The sequence below is a fragment of the Intrasporangium sp. genome (assembly GCF_036566125.1).
Taxonomy (GTDB): domain Bacteria; phylum Actinomycetota; class Actinomycetes; order Actinomycetales; family Dermatophilaceae; genus Intrasporangium.
On sequence record NZ_DATCWX010000255.1, the window covers coordinates 18,404 to 39,389 of the forward strand.

A 20,986-nucleotide genomic window follows, 5' to 3' on the forward strand; every position below is an offset into this window, starting at 1 on the left:
CGGCGTCACCAGGGGCGGGTCACCTCACGATCGCGCGGGTCGTTGCCCGCAACCACCCAACCGGTGTCTCCGCGCGTCCACCTGGCCGCGGGTCCGGCTTCGACGAGTTCGCGCACCGCACCGATGAGTCGGTCCACGCCTTCGATGGTCGTGCCGAGCCCGATGCTGGCACGCACGGCAGTCGCGACCCCCTCGCCCGGCGTGGCGTCGCCCCGCTTGGCGAGCAGGTCGTCGACGAGCAAGTGGGCGCAGAAGCGCCCGTCCCGCACGCCGATCCCGTGCTCGACGGACAGGACCTGCGAGACGAGCGACGGCTCGAGGCCTCGGACGGTGAACGCCACCACGCCCACGCGGTCATGGTTCTCGCCGAAGAACGACAGCCGCTCGACCCCGTCGATCGATCGCAATCCGTCGCGCAGCCGGGCGAGGAGGCGTGCCTCGTGCTCCTCGATTGCCCCGCGGTGGCCGGCGATCGTCGCGCACGCTGCCGCGAGGGCAATCGCCCCGATGACGTTGGGGCTGCCGCCCTCGTGCCGGGCCGGCCCGGTGGCCCAGCTCGTGCCGTGCTCGCCGACGGACCGGGTCGCGCCGCCGCCGCGCAGGTAGGGGGCGCCCGCGTCGAGCCAGTCGGACCGTCCCGCAAGGACCCCGGCACCGAAGGGGGCATAGGTCTTGTGGCCCGAGAACGCGACGTAGTCGACGTCCCACCCGGCAAGGTCGATGCGTCGGTGTCCCGACAGCTGGGCGGCGTCGACCGCGATCCGGGCACCGTGGTCGTGCGCGATCCGGGCGAAGTCCTCGATCGGCCACACCTCGCCCGTGACGTTGGAGGCAGCTGTGACGACGACGAGTCGGTCACCGTCAGGGTCCACCGAACCTGCGTTGGCGAGCGCCTCGCCGAGCACCGAGCGGGCCTCCTCGACGCTGTGTGGCACGGGGAGCCGCACGGTGCGGTCGTCTCCCCAGGGCAGCAGGGTCGAGTGGTGCTCGGACGCGAACACGAAGATCGTGGTGGTCGCCGGCAGTGCTGACGAGAGGAGCGCCCACGAGTCGGTCGTCGTCCGCGTGAAGACGACGGTGTCGTCGCCGCGCGCCCCGACGAACTGGGCCACCTGTGCGCGGGCCTCCTCGTACCAGGCACTCGTCAGCCGAGATGCGTAGCCAGCCCCCCGGTGGACCGAGGCGTAGGTCTCGAGGGCACGGTCGACCGCCTCCTTGACCGCGACCAGTGCGGGCGTCGAGGCAGCGTGGTCGAGGTTGGCGTAGGTCGTGGTCCCCGAAAGGGTGGGCACCTGGAGGTCAGCGCCGACGACGGCCGGCAGAGCGGGGCCAGCCGTTGGTGCCGTCTCGGCGCGGGGGCGGCTGCGCAGGACGGGCGCACGGTCGGTGCAGGAAGACGTGGCGGTGCTGGCGAAGACGGACATGGGACTGGCTCCTGGGGTCGGGGACCCACCGGATGCAGGTCCGCGCTTGCCGTGCCCCGTCACCACGAACGTGGCGAGGACGGCCTGGTCGTCACCCGGAGCACCCCACCGCGGAGGAGGGTTGCTGGCCAGCAAGCCGGGGCTTCGCGCTGGCGCTCATGACCTGCCCATGAAGATAGGGACGCTTCCCCCGCGTTGTCCACCGCGTCGTGGCAGCGTGTCGTCATCTGAGACACCACCTTGATGCCGTATGCCGCTGGGCTCGCTGCCCCTGTCCGTCCGCCGGGTGCCCCGACAGGATGAGTGAATCGGTCGTGGTGCGCGTGTGACGCGTGAGTTCAGCGTGGCGTTGACGTACCGTGCCATCATGGCGACACGTGGGTCCGGCAGTGCGCGCTCGAGCTCATCGGCACCGAGCCGTGCCGCGACGGGTTCTCGGGGAACCGGGTCCGCTCGTGGGCAAGGGACATCGACCCGGTCAACCTCTGGACGCGGCGGCGGACGCACGACGAAGCGGCCGGCCCCACGGGCCAACGCGAAGAGCGGCGGACTCCCGCTGCCGTTGCGGGCCGTGCGCAACACCTGGATGGGGGTCTCCCACGTGGCCGGTGGTGCAGTGCGCCGGGTGGGCACGAGCGCGCGCGACCTCGAGCCCGAGCACCGTCGGGACGGGCTCGGCTTCGCCCTCATCGCCCTGGCCATCGTCGTCGCCGCCCGCGAGTGGTGGGGTGTCCACGGCACCTTCGGTCAGGTCGTCCACGCGGTCTTCGCGGGCACGTTCGGCCGCATCGCCTACGCCGTCCCCCTCGTGCTGCTCGCGCTCGGCCTGCGCCTGCTGCGCGCCCCGGAGGACGAGGCCGCGACGAACCGCATCATCGTCGGCACCATTGCGCTGACCTTCGCGTCATGCGGTCTCGCACACCTCAGCGACGGGATCCCCAACCCGCCGGACGGGGCCGAGGGCATGCGGGCCGCCGGAGGCATCATCGGTTTCCTCGCGTCGAGCCCGCTCGCGGCGGCGGTCTCGCCGTACGGAGCCCTGGCCATCCTCATCCTCCTCGGGATCTTCGGCCTGCTCGTCGTCACCGCGACCCCCGTCAACCTCATCCCGCACCGGCTCCGCCAGCTGCGCGACCTCGTGCTGCACCGTGAGCACGAGCAGGACCAGGCGCAGGATGAGACCGCCGAGGGAGGCGCCAAGCGGGGCCGGCGCAAGGCGGTGGACCTGTCCGAGCGCGAAGGCGACGAGGCCTTCCGCCAGGCCGCGATGCGGGAAGCCGAGGACGAGCCCACGCTGCGCCTGCGCCCTGGCGAGAAGCGCCCCACCGCTCCCGGCCTGCTCGCGCCGCGCCCGAGCGGCGCCTCTGGTTCGACCCAGGCGATCGACGCCACCGACCCCCGGACCCACGGTGCTCCCGACACGCAGACCGGCGCCAAGCCGGAGCTGGCGCCGCCGCCGACGTCGACGATGCCCGCGCGGGTCGAGCAGCTCTCCCTCCAGGGCGATGTGACCTATCACCTTCCGGATCTCGCGATGCTGGCTCACGGCGCCCCTCACAAGACGCGCAGCCAGGCCAACGACAAGGTCGTCGAGTCGCTCACCCACGTCTTCGACCAGTTCGACATCGACGCCGCCGTCACGGGCTTCACGCGCGGTCCGACGGTGACCCGTTACGAGGTCGAGCTTGGTTCCGGGACGAAGGTCGAACGCGTCACGGCCCTGTCCAAGAACATCGCCTACGCGGTCGCCTCGGCGGACGTGCGCATCCTCAGCCCGATCCCGGGCAAGAGCGCGATCGGCATCGAGATCCCCAACGCCGACCGTGAGAACGTCGCCCTCGGCGACGTCCTGCGCAGCCAGACCGCCCGGTCCAACGAGCACCCGATGGTGATGGGGGTCGGCAAGGACGTCGAGGGCGCCTACGTCATCGCGAACCTCGCCAAGATGCCCCACCTGCTCGTCGCGGGGGCCACCGGCTCCGGCAAGTCGAGCTTCGTCAACTCGATGATCACCTCGATCCTCATGCGCTCCACGCCCGAGGAGGTGCGCCTCGTCCTCGTCGACCCGAAGCGGGTGGAGCTGACCGCCTACGAGGGCATCCCGCACCTCATCACGCCGATCATCACCAGCCCGAAGAAGGCGGCCGAGGCGCTGCAGTGGGTCGTGCGCGAGATGGACCAGCGCTACGACGACCTCGCGGCTTTCGGCTTCAAGCACGTCGACGACTTCAACAAGGGGGTCCGCGCAGGCAAGGTCAAGCCGTTGCCGGGTTCCGAGCGGCAGCTGACCACCTACCCCTACCTGCTCGTCGTCGTCGACGAGCTGGCTGACCTGATGATGGTCGCCCCACGCGACGTCGAGGAGTCCGTGGTCCGCATCACGCAGCTCGCCCGGGCAGCTGGCATCCACCTTGTGCTCGCCACGCAGCGGCCGTCCGTGGACGTCGTGACCGGCCTCATCAAGGCCAACGTCCCGTCGCGGATGGCCTTCGCAACGAGCTCTCTCGCCGACTCGCGTGTCGTCCTCGACCAGCCGGGAGCCGAGAAGCTCATCGGCCAGGGTGACGCCCTCTTCCTCCCGATGGGCGCGAGCAAGCCGATGCGCGTCCAGGGTGCGTGGGTCAACGAGTCGGAGATCCACGAGGTGGTCAAGCGCGTCACGACCCAGCTCAAACCCAACTACGTCGAGAACGTCACGGTCGCCCAGCCGAAGAAGCAGATCGACGACGACATCGGTGATGACCTCGACGTGCTGCTGCAGGCGACCGAGCTCGTCGTGACGACGCAGTTCGGGTCGACGTCGATGCTGCAGCGCAAGCTGCGCGTCGGCTTCGCCAAGGCGGGACGCCTCATGGACCTGCTCGAGTCACGGGGGGTCGTCGGCCCGAGCGAGGGGTCGAAGGCGCGTGACGTCCTCGTCCGGCCGGACGACCTCGAGCAGACCCTGGCGCTCCTGCGGGGAGAGGATGTCCCGCACCCCAACGAGCCGGCCGAGCCAGCCGAGGAGCCGGTGCCCTTCGCCGGTGACCCGAGCATCGTCGAGAGACAGCTGGCAGAGGACGCGGCCGCTGAGGAGAGCGCCCCAAGCACGGCCAGCCCAGCGGCATACGACCCGATGGCCGTCGGAGACGGACAGGTGCGGACGGCGGCTATGGTCGTCCAGCGCGGCGAGCGCCGTGCGCACGGAGAGGACCTCGACGACCTGCCCAGCGGGCCGGTCGCAGCCTGGCAGCCTGGTGACCTGACCCCGGTCGCCACCGAGGACGACGATGAGTCGGAGGATGCGTGGCAGCTGACCGATCGGCGCGACGAGCGCTGAGCACTGTGGCGGCGGCTCTCTCCGGTCTGGCGGCTCTCTCCGGTCTAGAGTCGGCGTCGTGAGCGCATCACTGGAGCTGTGGCCGTCGACCTCGCGTCGGCCAGGGCCACCGACCCGCTGGGACCGGCTCCGCCGAGGCTTCGTCGAGACCCCGTGCGCCGTGCTGCTGGCAGTCCAGCTCGCGGCCCTGCTCGCGTACCCCTTCATGGAGACCGCGACGCTCGGCGACTTCCGCGAGTTCGGTCGGATGCTCTTCGGCCTCGTCGGCCTCGTCGTGCTGTTCCTCGCCATCCGCGCCGTCCAGGCGACCCCGGCGCACACGTGGGTGGCGGCGGTCATCGGCGTGCCTGTGGTCGCCCTGACCGTTGCCGAGGCGGTCTGGCCCGACAGCGATCCGGTCCTCTTCTGGAGCTCGCTGCTGCACGCGCTCTTCTACTTCTACACGGGCTACGGGCTGCTCCGGTACATGTTCGCCGACAACTGGGTGACTCGCGACGAGCTCTTCGCCACCGGCGCGACGTTCACGGTGGTGGCCTGGGGTTTCGCCTATCTCTATGTCGCGGTCCAGATGATCTGGCCGAACTCCTTCACGATCTACGGCGAGGCACTGCCTGGTGAGCGCTCGTGGTACGAGCTGCTCTACCTGTCCATCACGACGATGACGTCCACCGGCCTGTCCGACATCTCCGCGGTGACGCCGCACGCGCGGTCGTTCATCATGCTCCAGATGGTCACGGGAATGCTCTACGTCGCGCTCGTCGTCGCCCGACTGGTCGGCCTCACCATTGCCCGCTTCCGCCAGTGACGTCTGAGTCAGTCAGCCGTCGAGCTCCTCGATCGTCCTGAGGCTCGGTCGCCGGGTTTCCTGCAGGTCCCGGGCGACGGCCTCGACGTCGCGCATGACCCGCAGGGTGTTGCCGCGGACGAGCTGTGCAAGGTCCACGTCGGACCACTTGCGGTCCACGAGCGCAGCGACGAGCCGGGGGTACCCGCTCACGTCCTCGAGCCCCACCGGATAGGTGTCGGTGCCGTCATAGTCGCCGCCGATACCCACGTGGTCGATCCCCGCGACGTCACGCACGTGCTCGAGATGGGCGACGACGTCCTCGATCGTCGCGTCCGGCTTCGGGTGCTCGCGCCGGTACTGGGTGGCGAAGCGGTGGAAGGCGACCCAGTCCTTGGCATCGACGCCCCGCTCTGCAGCTGCAGCTGCAGCCTCGACGCGCCACTGCGCAGTGGCGGGGGAGAGGAACTCCGGGACGAAGGTCACCATGCACACGCCACCGTTGTCCCGGAGGCTCTCGAGCACGTCGTCCGGGACGTTGCGCGGTGAGTCGCACACGGCCCGGGCGGAGGAATGGCTGAAGATCACCGGTGCGACGCTCACCTCGATGGCCTGTCGCATCGTCGATGCCGCGACGTGGCTGAGGTCGACCATCATCCCGATCCGGTTCAGCTCCCGCACCACCTCACGACCGAACGCCGTGAGCCCGCCCACGGCTGGGACATCCGTGGCGGAGTCTGCCCAGGGCACGTTGTCGTTGTGCGTCAGCGTGAGATACCGCACCCCAAGGACGTGGAGGGCCCGCAGCGTGGCGAGTGAGCACCCGATCGAGTGGCCACCCTCCGCGCCGAGGAGGGACGCGATGCGGCCCTGGGACCTGGCCACGTCGACGTCCTCAGCGGTCCGTGCGAGAGCGAGCTCAGCGGCATACGACCTGATCATGTGGTGGACGCCGTCAATCTGTTCGAGGGTGGCGGTCACGGCGGCGTCGCCCTGCAGGCTGCTCGGCACGAACACGGACCAGAACTGCCCCCCGACACCGCCGGCCCGGAGGCGGGGCAGATCCGTGACCGTCGAGGCCACGGGAGTCGAGATGTCGAGGCGCTCGAAGTCGTAGCCGGCCTGCACCCTGGCCTCCCAGGGGAGGTCGTTGTGGCCGTCCATGAGCGGGTGCTCGGCGAGGAGTGCGTGTGCACGGGCGAGCGCGTCGGGCATTCAGCCATTGAACACCGGTCCATCTACAGTGGGTCGCATGACCCCTCCCGCCGCGGCCCCCACCCGGAGTGTCGCCCTCGTCACCCTGGGGTGCACTCGCAACGAGGTCGACTCGGAGGAGCTGGCCGGCCGGCTGCAGTCGGAGGGGTGGACCCTGGTCGACGACGCCGCGGAGGCGGACGTGGCGGTCGTCAACACGTGCGGCTTCGTCGAGCAGGCCAAGAAGGACTCCATCGATGCCCTGCTCGAGGCCTCTGACCTGAAGGAGGACGGCCGCACCCGGGCCGTCGTCGCGGTGGGCTGTCTGGCCGAGCGGTACGGCAAGGACCTCGCGGACCAACTGCCGGAGGCGGATGCGGTCCTCGGTTTCGACTCGTACCGGGACCTCTCGACGCATCTGCGCACGATCCTTGGCGGCGGCCACGTGCCGAGCCATGCGCCCGGCGACCGGCGACGCCTCCTTCCGCTCTCGCCGGTGGCGCGGCAGGACGTGGCCGTGCAGGTCGCGCTCCCCGGCCACAACACCATGCCGTATGCCGCTGAGCCGGGTCCCGCACCCGCCAGCGGGCCGCGCGTGGTCCGCGCCCGCCTCGACGGACGGCCGTGGGCGCCGCTCAAGATCGCATCGGGTTGCGACCGTCGATGCTCGTTCTGCGCGATCCCGATGTTCCGGGGGGCCTTCGTGTCCCGGCCGCCCGCCGACGTCGTCGCGGAGGCACGCTGGCTGGCTGCCCGGGGTGTCAAGGAGCTGTTCCTCGTCTCCGAGAACTCGACGTCCTACGGCAAGGACCTCGGGGACCTGGGGCTGCTCGAGAAGCTGCTGCCGGAGCTGACCGCGGTGGACGGGATCGAGAGGGTGCGGGTCAGCTATCTCCAGCCTGCCGAGATCCGGCCGGGGTTGCTCGAGGCGATGGCGCGGACTCCGGGCGTCGTGCCGTACTACGACATCTCCTTCCAGCACGCGTCGGAGCCGGTGCTGCGGCGGATGCGACGCTTCGGCTCGCGCGAGGCCTTCCTCGACCTGCTGGCGCGGGTGCGGGCGTCCGCTCCCGAGGCCGGGATCCGGTGCAACGTCATCGTCGGCTTCCCCGGCGAGACAGACCAGGACGTCGAGGAGCTCGAGGCCTTCCTCACCGAGGGCAGGCTCGATGTGGTCGGCGTCTTCGGTTACTCCGACGAGGACGGGACCGAGGCGGAGACCTTCGCGCAGAAGCTGCCGTCCGGGGTCATCGCTGAGCGCGTCGACCGCCTCACTCGTCTCGTCGAGGAGCTCAACGCGCAGCGCGCCGAGGAGCGGATCGGCGAGGCCGTCGAGGTCCTCGTCGAGGAGGTCGACGCAGAGGACGGGCGGGTCGTCGGACGCGCGGCGTTCCAGGGGCCCGACGTCGATGGCGTCACCTATGTGGAGGCTGGCGATGGACGACAGCCAGCTGTGGGCGACCTCGTGCCTGCGGTCGTCGTGGCGACCGAGGGCATCGACCTCGTCGCGGAGTTGCGATGACGGAGCCGCCCTTCTTGCCGCATGGTGAGGGTCCCTCGCCCCGCCCCACGGACTGGAACATCCCGAACGCGCTCACCGTGCTCCGCTTCCTGCTCGTGCCGGTCTACGCGGTGCTCCTGCTCCATGACGGCGGTGCCGATCCGTGGTGGCGCTTCTGGGCCTGGGTCGTCTTCGCGATCGCCGCGGTGACGGACGGCATTGACGGGCGGCTCGCGCGCCGCAACGGCCAGATCACCACCTTCGGCAAGGTCGCGGACCCGATCGCCGACAAGGCGCTCACCGGGACCGCGTTCATCGGTCTGTCGGTGCTGGGGCAGATCTGGTGGTGGGTGACGATCGTCATCCTCGTGCGCGAGATCGGGATCACGCTGCTCCGCTTCCTCGTCATCCGCCATGGGGTCCTTCCCGCTGGACGCGGCGGCAAGCTGAAGACGATGCTCCAGACCTTCGCGCTCGGTGGCCTCACGCTGCCCCTGTGGGTCTTCCCGCTCGCGGAGTTCTGGACCTGGGTGGCCCACGGGATCCTCGCGGCGGCCCTCGTCGCGACCGTTGTCTCGGGAGTCGACTACGTCTTCCAGGCGCTGAGCCTGCGGGAGAACAGTGAGCGGACTCGGGTGCGGCGTGCGGCCAGGGCGACCAGGCGCCCTGATGGTCTGGCCTGATGGTCGGCCCTGATGGTCTGCCCTGAGAGCGCCGGGTCCGATGATCGGAGCGTCTCCGAGCGCATCGTCACGCATCTCACGGAGGTGGGTGAGACGGTCGCGTGCGCCGAGTCCCTGACGGCCGGACTCGTGTCCGCCGCCATCGCGGACACCCCGGGTGCCTCGGTCGTCCTCCGCGGCGCCATCGTGGCCTATGCCGCCGACGTCAAGGTTGCGCTCCTCGGTGTCCCCGCGTCAGTCGTGGCCGAGGCGGGGACCGTGGACCCGCGCGTCGCGCGCGCCATGGCCGAGGGGGCGAGGCTGCGGCTCGGCGCGGCCTGGGGCATCTCGACGACGGGTGTGGCAGGGCCGGGACCTGCCGAGGGCAAGCCAGAGGGCACCGTCCACCTCGCCGTTGCGGGACCGAGGGGAACAGTCACGAGGGCGTTGCGGTTGAAGGGTACGCGCGACGACGTGCGGAGAGGGGCCGCGGCGGCCGCGCTTGAGCTCGCCCTGGATGTCATGACGGACCCCGCCGCGCGCGGCGAGAGCCCTGTGCCGCGCGACTCGGCTCGCGACGCGGACGGCCAAACCCCTGCGCCGTCCTGACGGGCAGGCGGTACGGTAGGAGAAGCGGCACCTGCTTCCCCGCACTTGACCAACGGACACGACGACGGATACGACCATTGGAGGAGGACGGCATGACCCTGTTGCGACGTGAGCTCGGAGACGTCCTCCGAGAGCGCCGGCGCGCACAGGGGCGCACGCTGCGTGAGGTCTCGGCCACCGCCTCCGTCTCGTTGGGCTACCTCAGTGAGGTGGAGCGGGGAGAGAAGGAAGCCTCCTCCGAGCTGCTCGCCTCGATCTGCGGCGCCCTTGACTTGCCTCTTTCCCAGGTCCTCATCGATGTCTCGAGCCGCATGGCCGAGTCCGAGGGCCTCGCCCCCACCGTGGCGCTGCCGGTCCCCTCGGACGACGTCGTCGCCGCGTCTGCTGCCTGAGATCTTCCCGCCGCCGGTTGAGGTAAACGCGCCGGCGAACCTCCGGCGCGTCCACCTCAAACCGCAACGCGTGGACCGTCAGTTGGCGACGATGCGGAATGCGAACGCAGCCTCACCCTGACCGGTCACCGTGGATGAGATGCCGATGGCGCGCATCGCTTCGAGGGCCGCGCGGGCCTCGCCGTCGGCCTCCTCGAGGTAGAGCTTCTCGAGCCGGTCGAGGTTGACGTAGACCGCGTAGTCGGCGTCGGCCGCGTCGCCGAGGGCGGCCTTGAAGCCGTCCGTGTCACCGAGGTTCCCGCCCGACTTGAGCCGGTCGACGTAGTCCGGGGTGGTGGCGACGTAGAGCTGGTCTCCGTCGACGCTCTTCGTCAGAATGCCGGCCGCGCCGCTCGCGTCCTCGACCGTGGACACGACCTCCTCCGCGCGCTGGGCGTCGCTCGTCACGACCTTGGCGCCGATGGCGGGGACGTCGCTGCCGAACTCCTGGTCGGGCAGAGCGAGCGTGAAGGAGCTGCCGAGGAGCACCTTGAGGTCGTCCGGCAGGGCGAGGCCGAGCTCGTCCTCGATCTCGCCGAGAGGGTCGTCCATGCCGCTCGACGAAGCCACGTCATTGAGCTGCTTCTCCAGCTGGGGCCAAGCCTGGTCCAGCAGCTGCTCCCCGCCCGAGACGTGCACCGCAGCGAGCGTGTCGTCGGGTAGGGCGGCCAGCTCGGACAGGTCGCCGTCCACGGGCTGGATCGACTGGGCGGCACCGCTGAACCCGCGGGCGATCCCGGCGATCTCGGCGTAGCCGGGGTCGAAGCGCAACGCTGCGGCCACCCGCCCCTGGAGGTCCTGCGGGGCGTCCGGCGCCCGTACACCGAAGAGCAGAGCCGAGGAGAGCTCCTTGGCGATCGGCCCGACGTTCCACCACGTCGTGGCGACACCCTGCTCGCCGAGAGCAGCCATGTCGCCGCTGAACGTCGCGTTCTGCGACAGCGTGCCCATGTCGATCGCCGCGAGCGTGGCGTCGCCCTGCCCGTGCCTGGTGAGAAGGACGTAGCCATCCTTGGCCAGGAGGTCGACCTGGTCTCCTCCCTCGCTGCAGTCTGCGAGGCGGCCCAGCGTCGACATGGCCTGGTCCTGGTCCTTGACCTGCAGGGCGGCGACGACATTCGGGTCGTCAGCCGTGCCCCCGGGGCGCAACCCCAAGCCGACCCGGTCACCCAGCCATGGGTCGATGTCACGCGCGAAGTCGAAGTCTTTGACGCAGTCGTCGTCCGAGTTGGCGACGGCGAGGTCCCAGAGCTTCTTGCGGGTGTCGCCCGACTCGAGGTCCTTGATCTCGGGGATCTTGCCGAGGAAGCGCACAGCCGCGAGCTTCTGTCCGGCAGAGGGGTCGATGTCGACCTGGACGTAGCCGAAGGTGTCGCCCGGCAGGACGTCGGATGGACGCGGGCCGCTGCCGCTCAGCTGTTGGATGGCGACAGCACCTCCGACACCGAGCACGAGGACGGTGGCCACGCCGCCGACGAGAAGCGCCCGGCTCGTCCTGCGGCGCGGTGGTGAAGCAGGGACGGCATCGCCTTCACTCGAGGACGGGTCCGTGAGCCCGACCGGTTCGGTCGCCCCGGGAAAGGTGTACGACGGCGGACCACCGTGGGCCGGCTGGGACGGGTTGTTCTCGGGCACGGGGCCGTCGGTCGGCTGGTTCATGTGATTCCCCCTGGTTGGATCGAGCCCGCCGTCGGGCGGGACGAGGACGACCCTACCGGTCTCCTCGCCAGCTCCTCAGCGGGTTTGGCAACGGTCAGACGACGATTCGCGCCATGGCGGTTCCCGGTTTCGGTGGCAGACTCGGCTCGTGCGGATGAGCCACTTCTGGACCTTGATGAACGACGAGTTCGGCGAGGCCTACGCCGGGTCGCTGGCCCGGGACCACGTGCTGGGTGCGCTCGGTGGTCGCACCGTCCTCGAGGCACTCGAGCAGGGCGAGCCGCCCCGAGCCGTCTGGGAGGCCCTCTGCGACGACATGGACATCCCGGCCGAGCGTCGCCTGGGCCGGAGCGCCCGGGTGGCGCGAGGCGCCCAAGGAGGCCAGCCGGAAGGCCGGCCATGACGGGAACGAGCCCAGCGGCATCCGGCATCGAGCTGCTTCGCGGCGACATCACGACCGACGCGGAGGCGGATGCGATCGTCAACGCGGCCAACACGTCTCTCCTCGGCGGCGGTGGGGTGGACGGGGCGATCCACCGGGCGGCTGGTCCGGAGCTGCTGGCCGAGTGCCGCACGCTCGGCGGCTGCGAGACCGGCGACGCGAAGATCACCGGGGCGGGGCGGCTGCCGGTGCGCCACGTCATCCATGCCGTGGGACCGGTCTGGCGCGGCGGCAGTGCCGGAGAAGCTGCGTTGCTGGCGTCGTGCTATCGACGGAGCATCGAGCTCGCTGCGGATGCGGGCTGCGCCGTTGTGGCCTTCCCGGCGATCTCGTGCGGCATCTACGGCTACCCGGTGGAGCGGGCCGCAGGGGTCGCCATCACCGCGGTGGTCGAGGCGATGGCGGAGTTCGGCGTGGTCGAGCGGTCGCGCTTCTGGCTCTTCGGCGAGGAGACGTATGCCGCTTTCGACCGAGCGCTCGAGGGTGTCGTCCGTGGGGAGTGACCGGTTATTGACGCCGGTGTCGGCGTGTCGTCGTTGACCTCCACTGCGTCGAACACGTGTTCGGTAGTGTGATCCACAGGTGGAGCGCCATGCTCGACGTCGTCCACAGGCCGTCTCGTGGAACACCCCGATGTCGGTGCCCTCACCTAACGTCTGACCCGACAGCGAGACCGGACGAGCCGTCGCTGGGGGTCGAAGGTAGACGACCGCAGCGAAGACGGCAGATAGGTGACCGAGATGGCATCGGCGCAGGACAAGGACAAAGCCCTCTCCACCGTGATGGGGCAGATCGAGAAGAACTTCGGCAAGGGCGCCGTCATGCGCCTGGGCGACGACATCCGCCCGCCCATCGAGGTCATCCCGACGGGGTCGATCGCCCTCGACGTCGCCCTCGGGATCGGCGGTCTGCCGCGCGGGCGGATCGTGGAGATCTACGGACCTGAGAGCAGTGGAAAGTGCCTCACGGCCGACACTTATGTGTGGTCCGACCAGGGCCTCGAGACCATCGCAGAGCTCTTCGAGCGCACCGGCCAGCCCGCCTCATGCACGTCTCGGGTTACCGACGTGTCCCACTTGGGACTTCGCGTCGTCAATGAACGCGGAGAGCTCGAGGCCGTCGCTGCGACAACGCACAACAACCGCAAGCCGGTCCTGCGCATCCATCTCAGCTCTGGACGCACAGTGAGTGCTACGCACAACCACCCGTTGCGCGTCATGAACGAGCGCGGCAACATCGTCTGGCGCACGGCAGGACGGCTGGCGGTTGGCGACACCGTTGTGTCGGCCCTGTTTGGGGCTGAGGAGGCCGCTCACGGTGATGGCCTCAGCGAGGACGAGGCTGTTCTGCTGGGCTATCTCGTGGCCGAGGGAACGCTGGGTGAACAGAACCGCCACGCAGTCCGCTTCACCAATTGGGATCCGGAGGTGGCTGGCGAGTTCTCCTCACTCATGGAGTCCGTATTCGGCAGCACCGTCAAGCATTACGCTGACCGAGAGCATGTCGTACACGACACGGCACTACGCAAGCGTCTCGCCGACGACTACGGCTTGGCGTTCGTCAACGCTCCCGAGAAGTCCGTTCCCCACCGAGTTCGGACTGCTGGGGCGAAGGCACAACGTGCATTCCTCTCCGCGCTGTTCGAGGGCGACGGGTGGATCGACCCGTCGTCAACTGTCGGGCTCGGTTCGGCGTCAAGACAATTGGCCGAGCAGGTCCAGCTGATGCTCTATGGCCTCGGCGTCCCGGTCACGCTGCATACGACCTTCAACACCACCTACGAGCGCGACTACTACAGCGTCATCGTGAACCCCAGCGCCGTGCATCGCTTCCTCGAGGTGGTCGGCTTCCGCTCCGCGCGGCGCGCAGCTCAGGTCGAGGCCAACTACCGACCGTCGTCGCGTGACCCGCAGCGGGAGAACGTGCCGCATCAAGCCACCCGGATTGCCGACCTGCGTGACTCCATCGGCGGCGATCGGGGGTTTGACCGGGTCGCCGGCGATCTTTTCCGCAAGGACATGGATTTGCGCTGTTCACAGACTCGGCTGCTGAGAATCGTCGCCTGGGCCGAGGCGCGCCCTGAGCGGATCACGGATGGGGCTCGGGCGCTCATCGAGCACCTGAGGTCGCTGGCGTTGCAGCGCTACTCCTATGAGGAGGTCGTTTCAGTCGAGGACGGGGGAATGCAGCCCACGTTCGACATCATGGTGCCCGGGTCACACAGCTTCCTTGCCAACGGCATGCTGTCCCACAACACGACTGTGGCGCTGCACGCGGTCGCCAGCGCGCAGAAGGGCGGAGGAATCGCCGCCTTCATCGATGCTGAGCACGCGCTCGATCCGGAGTACGCGAAGAAGCTCGGCGTCGACACCGATGCCCTGCTCGTGTCGCAGCCGGACACGGGGGAGCAGGCGCTCGAGATCGCCGACATGCTGATCCGCTCCGGTGCGCTCGACATCATCGTCATCGACTCCGTCGCCGCGCTCGTGCCCCGCGCCGAGATCGAGGGTGAGATGGGTGACAGCCACGTCGGCCTCCAGGCCCGCCTCATGAGCCAGGCATTGCGGAAACTGACCGGTGCGTTGAATACGACTGGTACGACAGCGATCTTCATCAACCAGCTCCGCGAGAAGATCGGCGTCATGTTTGGCTGCATGAGCTACAGCACCCGGGTCACGCTCGCTGATGGCTCCACTGAGAAGATCGGCAAGATCGTCAACCAGAAGCTGCCGGTCGAGGTTCGCACGTACGACGCGAAGACCAACGAGATCGTGAACCGTCCGGTGACCGGATGGTTCGACAACGGCGTCACGGAGAAGTTCCTCCAGTTCACCGTCGCGAAGTCCGGCGGTAACGGCAAGTCGAAGTTCGCCGCGACCGAGAACCATCTCGTCCGTACGCCAAGTGGCTGGCGCGAGGCCGGCGAGATCATTGCCGGCGATCGGGTCATGGTCAACGAGACGGCTCGGCTGAGCGAGCAGCAGTGGCAGGTCGTGCTCGGTGGTCTCATGGGCGACGGCCACCTCGCGCCGAACACCCACGGGCGCAGCGGGGTTCGTTACCGAATGGGTCACGGGGAGAAGCAGGTGGCCTATCTCGACTGGAAGGCGGCCCTCCTCGGCAACATCGGACAGACCCGATCGGTACGACCCAACGGGGCGGTGCATATCGACCTGACACCCCTGCCCGAGCTCGGTGAGCTGCGCGAGGTCATGTACTGGGGTGACGGCAAGAAACACCTGACCGACGATGTGATCAAGCAGCTGACGCCCCTCGCGCTCGCGATCTGGTACATGGACGACGGGGCCTTCGCACTGCGGTCAAAGGGGCTGCAGGCACGGACCGCTGGTGGCAGCGGCCGCATCGACATCTGTGTCGAGGCAATGAGTGAGCGCAGTCGTGAGCGACTGGTCGAATTCTTGAGGGACACGCACGGCGTGGAGTGCCAGGTGTCGCTGCGCGGCGCCCGCCAGAAGGCCGTGCTACAGATGACGACGGCGGGGACGGCTCGCTTCCAGGAGATCGTCGCGCCCTACATCCACCCCTCGATGGACTACAAGCTCCTGCCGCGCTTCGGGGGACAGTTCGCGGTCGAGCCGGAGTTCGTCGAGCCGACCCAGGTACTCGTCCCGGCGCGGGTCCTCGACGTCCACGTCAAGCCCAAGACGCGTTCGATGCATCGATTCGACATCGAGGTGGCCGGCACGCACAACTACTTCGTCGACGGGGTCATGGTGCACAACAGCCCCGAGACGACGACGGGTGGCAAGGCGCTGAAGTTCTACGCGTCGGTGCGGCTCGACGTGCGTCGCATCGAGACGCTGAAGGACGGCACCGACCCGGTCGGTAACCGGACGCGTGTCAAGGTCGTCAAGAACAAGGTGTCGCCGCCGTTCAAGCAGGCGGAGTTCGACATCCTCTACGGGCACGGCATCTCCCGTGAGGGCGGCCTCATCGACATGGGCGTCGAGCACGGCTTCATCCGCAAGGCCGGTGCCTGGTACACGTACGAGGGCGACCAGCTCGGTCAGGGCAAGGAGAATGCGCGCAACTTCCTGCGCGACAACCCCGACCTCGCCGACGAGATCGAGAAGAAGGTCAAGGAGAAGCTCGGCGTCGGACCCAAGGTGGACAAGCCCGCCGACGTCTCGGACGTGCCCGTCGAGTTCTGAGCCTGAGCCCTCGTGTCGGCCGAGACCCACGACGACAAGCTGGCGCGCGCCGCGGCCGCCCTCGCGAAAGCAGAGGGTCTGGCCGCGGCGGCGGCACCAGGTCGAGGGCGTCGTTCGTGGACGCCCCCGCCCGAGGACCCCGAGCAGACCAGCTCAGAGGCCGACCCAGAGTCGGTCGCCCGCGCCATCGTGCTGCGCCAGCTGTCGATGGCCCCACGCAGCCGGGCGCAGCTCGAGCGCAAGCTGAGCCAGCGCGGCTGTGATCCCGAGGTGGCCGCCCGGGTCCTCGACCGGATGACCGAGGTCGGGTTGGTCGACGACGAGGCCTACGCCGAGATGCTCGTCCGCTCGAAGCAGGGCACGAAGGGTCTGGCTCGCAAAGGTCTGGCCCATGAGCTTCGCAAGCAGGGGATCGACCAGGAGACCGCCGAGGAAGCGCTCGGACAGGTCGGCATCGACGACGAGCGCGCCAAGGCCGAGGAACTCGTGGCCAAGAAGCTCCGGACCATGACCGGTCTGGCGCCCGACGTCCAGGCCCGTCGCCTGGCGGCCATGCTTGCGCGCAAGGGCTACTCGGGCGAGGTCGCCTGGCCGGTCATCCGCGACGCTGTCAACGACGCTCCCGAGCACCAGCGCGACTGAGCGTTCGTGGGGGAGCAGGCCCAGCGGCATACGGCATGGTCTTTTTGGGCGTGAGAAAGGGGGCGGGGACCATACGGTCCCCGCCCCCTTTGGGAGGTCGGTGTCGCTCAGGCCTGGGACGGGACCACGGCGATCGCCGACACGTCGAACTCGAGCTTGACCTTCTCGCTCACGAGGACGCCGCCGGTCTCAAGGGCCGCGTTGAACGTCAGGCCCCAGTCGGTGCGGTCGATGGTGGTCTCACCCTCGAAGCCGATGCGGATGTTGCCGAACGGGTCCTTCGCGGAGCCGGTCGCGTCGAACGGGATGGTGATCGACTTGGTGACCGCGTTGATGGTCAGGTCACCGGTGATGGCCCACTCGGAGCCGTCGCGCTCGACGTTGGTCGAGACGAAGGTGATCTCCGGGTAGTTCTCGACGTCGAAGAAGTCGGGGGTCTTGAGGTGGCCGTCGCGCTGCTCGTTGTGCGTCGTGACGCTGGCGGCCTTGATGACGACCTTGACGGAGGAGTTGGCCGGCGTCTGCGTGTCGACGTGGGCGGTGCCCTCGAACTCCTCGAAGTTGCCGCGGACCTTCGTCACCATGGCGTGACGGGCCGAGAAGCCGATGCGCGTGTGGCTCGGGTCGAGCGTGTAGTCGCCGGCGATGTCGTTGATGGCGACGGAAGCGGCCTCAACGGTCTCGGTGGCCTCGGCCTTGCGGTTGAACAGTCCCATGATCAGTCCTTAGGGGGTTGGTGGTTGAACCTTCAATGACAACTATGCAGGACTTTCGTTGAACTGTCAAATATTGCGCGGGACAGACTACTCGGCGCGGTGTCGACCCAGTTCCTGACGTCCGACGGCTGAGCGCGAACCACGTACCCTTGTCCATGCCCATGAGGGCCATGACGGCCATGACGATGCGGAAGACCATGCCCAGGACCTACGACGTGCGGACGCACGGCTGCCAGATGAACGTCCACGACAGCGAGCGGCTCGCCGGCCTGCTCGAGACGGCGGGCTACGTCGACCTCGCCAGCCTGCCGCGGGACGCGCGGCCCGAGGTCGCGGACGTCGTCGTCTTCAACACCTGCGCCGTGCGTGAGAACGCCGACAACAAGCTCTACGGCAACCTGGGCCAGCTGCGCCAGGCCAAGCTGAGCAACCCCGAGATGCAGATCGCCGTCGGCGGCTGCATGGCTCAGAAGGACCGGGGCACCATCGTCGAGCGGGCTCCATGGGTCGATGTCGTCTTCGGCACGCACAACCTCGGCTCCCTGCCGGCGTTGCTGGACCGTGCGGCGCACAACAGGCGTGCCGAGGTGGAGATCCTCGAGAGCCTGGAGACCTTCCCGTCGACCCTGCCCACGCGGCGTGACTCGGCGTACAGCGGGTGGGTCTCGATCTCCGTCGGCTGCAACAACACGTGCACGTTCTGCATCGTGCCGAGCCTCCGGGGCAAGGAGCAGGACCGCCGCCCGGGCGAGATCCTCGCCGAGATCGAGGCACTCGTCGCGGAGGGCGTCGTCGAGATCACCCTGTTGGGGCAGAACGTCAACACCTACGGGGTCGAGTTCGGTGACCGGCTCGCCTTCGGCAAGCTGCTGCGCGCCTGCGGTGAGATCGATGGGCTCGAGCGGGTCCGCTTCACGAGCCCGCACCCGGCGGCCTTCACGGACGACGTCATCCTCGCGATGGCCGAGACGCCGAACGTCATGCCGAGCCTGCACATGCCGCTCCAGTCCGGCTCCGACAAGGTCCTGAAGGAGATGCGCCGCTCCTACCGCAGCGCGAAGTTCCTCCGCATCCTCGACACCGTCCGGGACCACATCCCGCAGGCCGCGATCACGACCGACATCATCGTCGGGTTCCCGGGGGAGACCGAGGACGACTTCCAGGGCACGCTCGACGTCGTGCGCGAGGCCCGCTTCTCGAGCGCCTTCACCTTCCAGTACTCGATCCGGCCGGGGACTCCGGCGGCGACGATGCCGGGCCAGGTGCCCAAGGCGGTCGTCCAGGAGCGGTTCGACCGGCTGATCGCCCTCCAGGAGGAGGTCAGCTGGGCGGAGAACCGGCGTCTCGAGGGCCAATCCGTGGAGGTGCTCGTCGCGCCTGCCGAGGGTCGCAAGGACGCCGCCACCCACCGCCTGTCCGGGCGGGCCCGCGACAACCGCCTCGTCCACTTCGCCGTGCCCGAGGGAGCCGAGGTGCCACGCCCGGGCGATCTCGTCACGGTGGGGGTGACCTATGGCGCGCCGCACCACCTCGTCGCCGACGCCGCTCTCACCGGTGGCGCCTACTCGGTGCGTCGGACGCGTGGCGGGGACGCCTGGGCGACGCTGCAGGCGGACCCTGCGGGCAGTGGCAAGCCCAAGGTGAGCCTCGGCATCCCGACGGTGGGACGCCCGGCAACGGTCTTCTCGGCTCCCGCCTGCGCCACCCCGTGAGCGGGTAGGACGGCCACTCTTCGATCGAGTGGACAGATTCTGGGTGTCGCTGGTCCCCGAAGTTGTTCATTCGATCGTGGAAGGGATGTCGTATGCCGCTGGGCTGGCTTGCCATCGAAAGTTGGGTTGGGAGCCGGCGCGGTCGCGTGCTTGGATGCAGGGCATGGCTGTTCGACCCATTGTCATCGCCGGCGAGCCGGTCCTGCACCGCCCCGCCGCGCTCGTGTCCGAGTTCGACGACGGCCTGCGCACCCTCGTCCAGGACATGTACGAGACGAATGACGCCGCCAACGGTGTCGGCCTCGCCGCTCCGCAGATCGGGGTCGGTCTCCGGGTCTTCATCTGGAAGATGGAGAACCAGGACGGCGTTCCCGTCCAGGGACACGTGATCAACCCGACGCTGACCGCCTCCCGGATCCCGCGGGAACGCCCGGACCCTCGCGAGGAGACCGAGGGGTGCCTCTCGGTGCCGGGCGAGTCCTTCCCCCTCAAGCGGGCCGCGACGGCACACGTCGTCGGGTTCGACGTCGACGAGCAGCTGATCGAGTTCGACGCGACGGGCTGGTTCGCGCGCTGCATGCAGCACGAGTATGACCATCTCAACGGCACCCTCTACATCGACCGCCTGGACGATCGTCAGTCCAAGAAGGCCCGCAAGGCCGTGAAGCGCAACGGCTGGGGGAAACCCGGGGGCACGTGGATGCCCGGGGTAGACCCTGACCCGTTCGGCCATGAGGAGGACGCCGTTCCCGACCGCGAGCACGAGCACGCCCACAGCGAGGGCATGTGACGGCTCCGGCCGACCTGCCGATCATCGCCGTGGTCGGACCCACTGCGACCGGCAAGAGCGGACTGGGACTCGACCTCGCTGCGCGCCTCGACGGCGAGATCATCAACGCGGATGCGATGCAGCTCTACCGGGGCATGGATATCGGGACCGCCAAGTTGACCCGGGAGCAGCGGCGCGGCATCCCGCACCACCAGCTCGATGTGCTCGAGGTCACCGAGGAGGCGAGTGTCGCGGCCTACCAAGAGGCCGCCCGCGCGGACATTCGGGCCATCAGGGAGCGCGATCGGGTGCCCATCCTCGTCGGCGGATCCGGTCTCTACGTCCGGGCGGTGCTCGACCGGCTCGAGATCCCGCCGACGGACCCCACCGTGCGCGCCCACCTCGAGGCGCACGCGCTCGAGGTGGGTGCCGACTCCATGTATCGCCTTCTGCTCCAGAGGGACCCGGCAGCTGCGGCGCGGATCCAACCCGGAAACATCAGGCGCATCGTCCGCGCTCTTGAGGTCATCGAGCTGACCGGTCGACCGTTCAGCGCCTCGATGCCGAGACGCGAGTTCGTGACCCCGACCGTCATCGTCGGGCTGTCGGCGGACCGGTCGGTCCTGGACGAGCGGACCGATGCCCGGGTCGAACAGATGTGGCGCGCGGGTCTGCCCCAGGAGGTCGAGGGCCTGCTCGCCGACGGGTTGAGGGACGGGTTCACCGCCAGCCGAGCCATCGGCTACGCCCAGGCCATCAGCGTCATCGACGGGCAGCTGACCGAGCCTGAGGCCATCGCCGAGACCGCCCAAGCCACCCGACGGTTCGTCCGGCGGCAGGAGAGCTGGTTCCGCGCGGACCCGAGAATTCGTTGGGTCGACGCGACGCGCGGAGTGGACGTGGACGAGGTGCTCGCCCTGGTCGGGTGACGAAGCGTCACACCCCGAACG

16 protein-coding genes, 4 pseudogenes and 1 riboswitch are annotated in these 20,986 nt (G+C 69.1%); of the genes and pseudogenes, 16 read left to right on the forward strand and 4 right to left on the reverse strand.

Annotated features, from left to right (window positions below; genetic code table 11):
- Positions 1-5: 5 nt before the first annotated feature.
- Complete coding sequence (locus tag VIR15_RS15495; RefSeq protein WP_331929324.1) at positions 6-1,424, reverse strand: aminotransferase class V-fold PLP-dependent enzyme; 1,419 nt, start codon at positions 1,422-1,424, stop codon at positions 6-8.
- A 37-nt stretch (positions 1,425-1,461) separates the two neighbouring features.
- A riboswitch (SAM riboswitch) is annotated at positions 1,462-1,588 on the reverse strand.
- A gap of 203 nt (positions 1,589-1,791) precedes the next feature.
- On the opposite strand from VIR15_RS15495, the gene VIR15_RS15500 reads away from it, so the two are divergent.
- Positions 1,792-4,743, forward strand: a complete 2,952-nt coding sequence (locus VIR15_RS15500; protein WP_331929326.1) for a DNA translocase FtsK — start codon at positions 1,792-1,794, stop codon at positions 4,741-4,743.
- Between the two features lie 58 nt (positions 4,744-4,801).
- The gene (locus VIR15_RS15505) at positions 4,802-5,548 is read left to right on the forward strand and encodes an ion channel (RefSeq protein WP_331929328.1); all 747 of its coding nucleotides are present in this window, start codon (positions 4,802-4,804) and stop codon (positions 5,546-5,548) included.
- Between the two features lie 12 nt (positions 5,549-5,560).
- Here VIR15_RS15505 and VIR15_RS15510 read toward each other — a convergent pair whose 3' ends face one another.
- On the reverse strand, positions 5,561-6,742 hold the full coding sequence (locus VIR15_RS15510) for a dipeptidase (RefSeq protein WP_331929333.1): 1,182 nt from the start codon (positions 6,740-6,742) through the stop codon (positions 5,561-5,563).
- A 37-nt stretch (positions 6,743-6,779) separates the two neighbouring features.
- On the opposite strand from VIR15_RS15510, the gene rimO reads away from it, so the two are divergent.
- The 4 genes from rimO to VIR15_RS15530 all read left to right on the forward strand — a co-directional run bounded on the left by rimO (position 6,780) and on the right by VIR15_RS15530 (position 9,885).
- Positions 6,780-8,243, forward strand: coding sequence for a 30S ribosomal protein S12 methylthiotransferase RimO (gene rimO / locus VIR15_RS15515; protein ID WP_331929335.1), 1,464 nt, complete (start codon positions 6,780-6,782; stop codon positions 8,241-8,243).
- A complete protein-coding gene (pgsA, locus tag VIR15_RS15520) occupies positions 8,240-8,905 on the forward strand; it encodes a CDP-diacylglycerol--glycerol-3-phosphate 3-phosphatidyltransferase (protein WP_331929337.1) in 666 nt (221 codons plus the stop codon). The genes rimO and pgsA overlap by 4 nt, the downstream gene beginning before the upstream one ends.
- Positions 8,906-8,917: 12 nt before the next feature.
- On the forward strand, positions 8,918-9,493 hold the full coding sequence (locus VIR15_RS15525) for a CinA family protein (RefSeq protein WP_331929339.1): 576 nt from the start codon (positions 8,918-8,920) through the stop codon (positions 9,491-9,493).
- 92 nt (positions 9,494-9,585) lie between these two features.
- Positions 9,586-9,885, forward strand: coding sequence for a helix-turn-helix domain-containing protein (locus VIR15_RS15530; RefSeq protein ID WP_331929341.1), 300 nt, complete (start codon positions 9,586-9,588; stop codon positions 9,883-9,885).
- A gap of 78 nt (positions 9,886-9,963) precedes the next feature.
- On the opposite strand, the gene VIR15_RS15535 is transcribed toward VIR15_RS15530, so the two are convergent.
- Positions 9,964-11,583, reverse strand: coding sequence for a DUF3352 domain-containing protein (locus VIR15_RS15535; protein WP_331929343.1), 1,620 nt, complete (start codon positions 11,581-11,583; stop codon positions 9,964-9,966).
- 148 nt (positions 11,584-11,731) lie between these two features.
- Here VIR15_RS15535 and VIR15_RS15540 point away from each other — a divergent pair, with 148 nt between their 5' ends.
- The 7 genes and pseudogenes from VIR15_RS15540 (at position 11,732) to VIR15_RS15575 (ending at position 16,839) form a co-directional block, all read left to right on the forward strand.
- Positions 11,732-11,986, forward strand: a complete 255-nt coding sequence (locus VIR15_RS15540) for a DUF3046 domain-containing protein (protein ID WP_414654969.1) — start codon at positions 11,732-11,734, stop codon at positions 11,984-11,986.
- On the forward strand, positions 11,983-12,528 hold the full coding sequence (locus VIR15_RS15545) for an O-acetyl-ADP-ribose deacetylase (RefSeq protein WP_331929345.1): 546 nt from the start codon (positions 11,983-11,985) through the stop codon (positions 12,526-12,528). The genes VIR15_RS15540 and VIR15_RS15545 overlap by 4 nt, the downstream gene beginning before the upstream one ends.
- 237 nt (positions 12,529-12,765) lie before the next feature.
- Positions 12,766-12,996 (forward strand): annotated as a pseudogene (locus VIR15_RS15550) (recombinase RecA); the annotation flags it as partial.
- Positions 12,997-14,913 (forward strand): annotated as a pseudogene (locus VIR15_RS15555) (LAGLIDADG family homing endonuclease); the annotation flags it as partial.
- A 108-nt stretch (positions 14,914-15,021) separates the two neighbouring features.
- Positions 15,022-15,528, forward strand: a pseudogene (locus VIR15_RS15565) (intein-containing recombinase RecA); the annotation flags it as partial.
- A 222-nt stretch (positions 15,529-15,750) separates the two neighbouring features.
- Positions 15,751-16,197: pseudogene (locus tag VIR15_RS15570) on the forward strand (recombinase RecA); the annotation flags it as partial.
- A 78-nt stretch (positions 16,198-16,275) separates the two neighbouring features.
- Positions 16,276-16,839: a regulatory protein RecX gene (locus tag VIR15_RS15575; protein ID WP_414654971.1), complete on the forward strand. Its 564-nt coding sequence runs from the start codon at positions 16,276-16,278 to the stop codon at positions 16,837-16,839.
- A gap of 107 nt (positions 16,840-16,946) precedes the next feature.
- Here the strand turns inward: VIR15_RS15575 and VIR15_RS15580 are convergent, their stop codons facing one another.
- Positions 16,947-17,555, reverse strand: a complete 609-nt coding sequence (locus VIR15_RS15580) for a YceI family protein (protein ID WP_331929349.1) — start codon at positions 17,553-17,555, stop codon at positions 16,947-16,949.
- Between the two features lie 155 nt (positions 17,556-17,710).
- Between VIR15_RS15580 and miaB the strand changes: the two genes are divergently transcribed.
- The 3 genes from miaB (at position 17,711) to miaA (ending at position 20,965) form a co-directional block, all read left to right on the forward strand.
- Positions 17,711-19,267, forward strand: a complete 1,557-nt coding sequence (gene miaB, locus VIR15_RS15585; protein WP_331929351.1) for a tRNA (N6-isopentenyl adenosine(37)-C2)-methylthiotransferase MiaB — start codon at positions 17,711-17,713, stop codon at positions 19,265-19,267.
- 163 nt (positions 19,268-19,430) lie between these two features.
- Positions 19,431-20,057 carry a peptide deformylase gene (gene def / locus VIR15_RS15590; protein WP_331929353.1) on the forward strand — a complete coding sequence of 209 codons (627 nt, stop codon included), beginning with the start codon at positions 19,431-19,433 and terminating at the stop codon, positions 20,055-20,057.
- The gene (gene miaA, locus VIR15_RS15595) at positions 20,054-20,965 is read left to right on the forward strand and encodes a tRNA (adenosine(37)-N6)-dimethylallyltransferase MiaA (RefSeq protein ID WP_331929355.1); all 912 of its coding nucleotides are present in this window, start codon (positions 20,054-20,056) and stop codon (positions 20,963-20,965) included. The genes def and miaA overlap by 4 nt, the downstream gene beginning before the upstream one ends.
- Positions 20,966-20,986 lie beyond the last annotated feature (21 nt).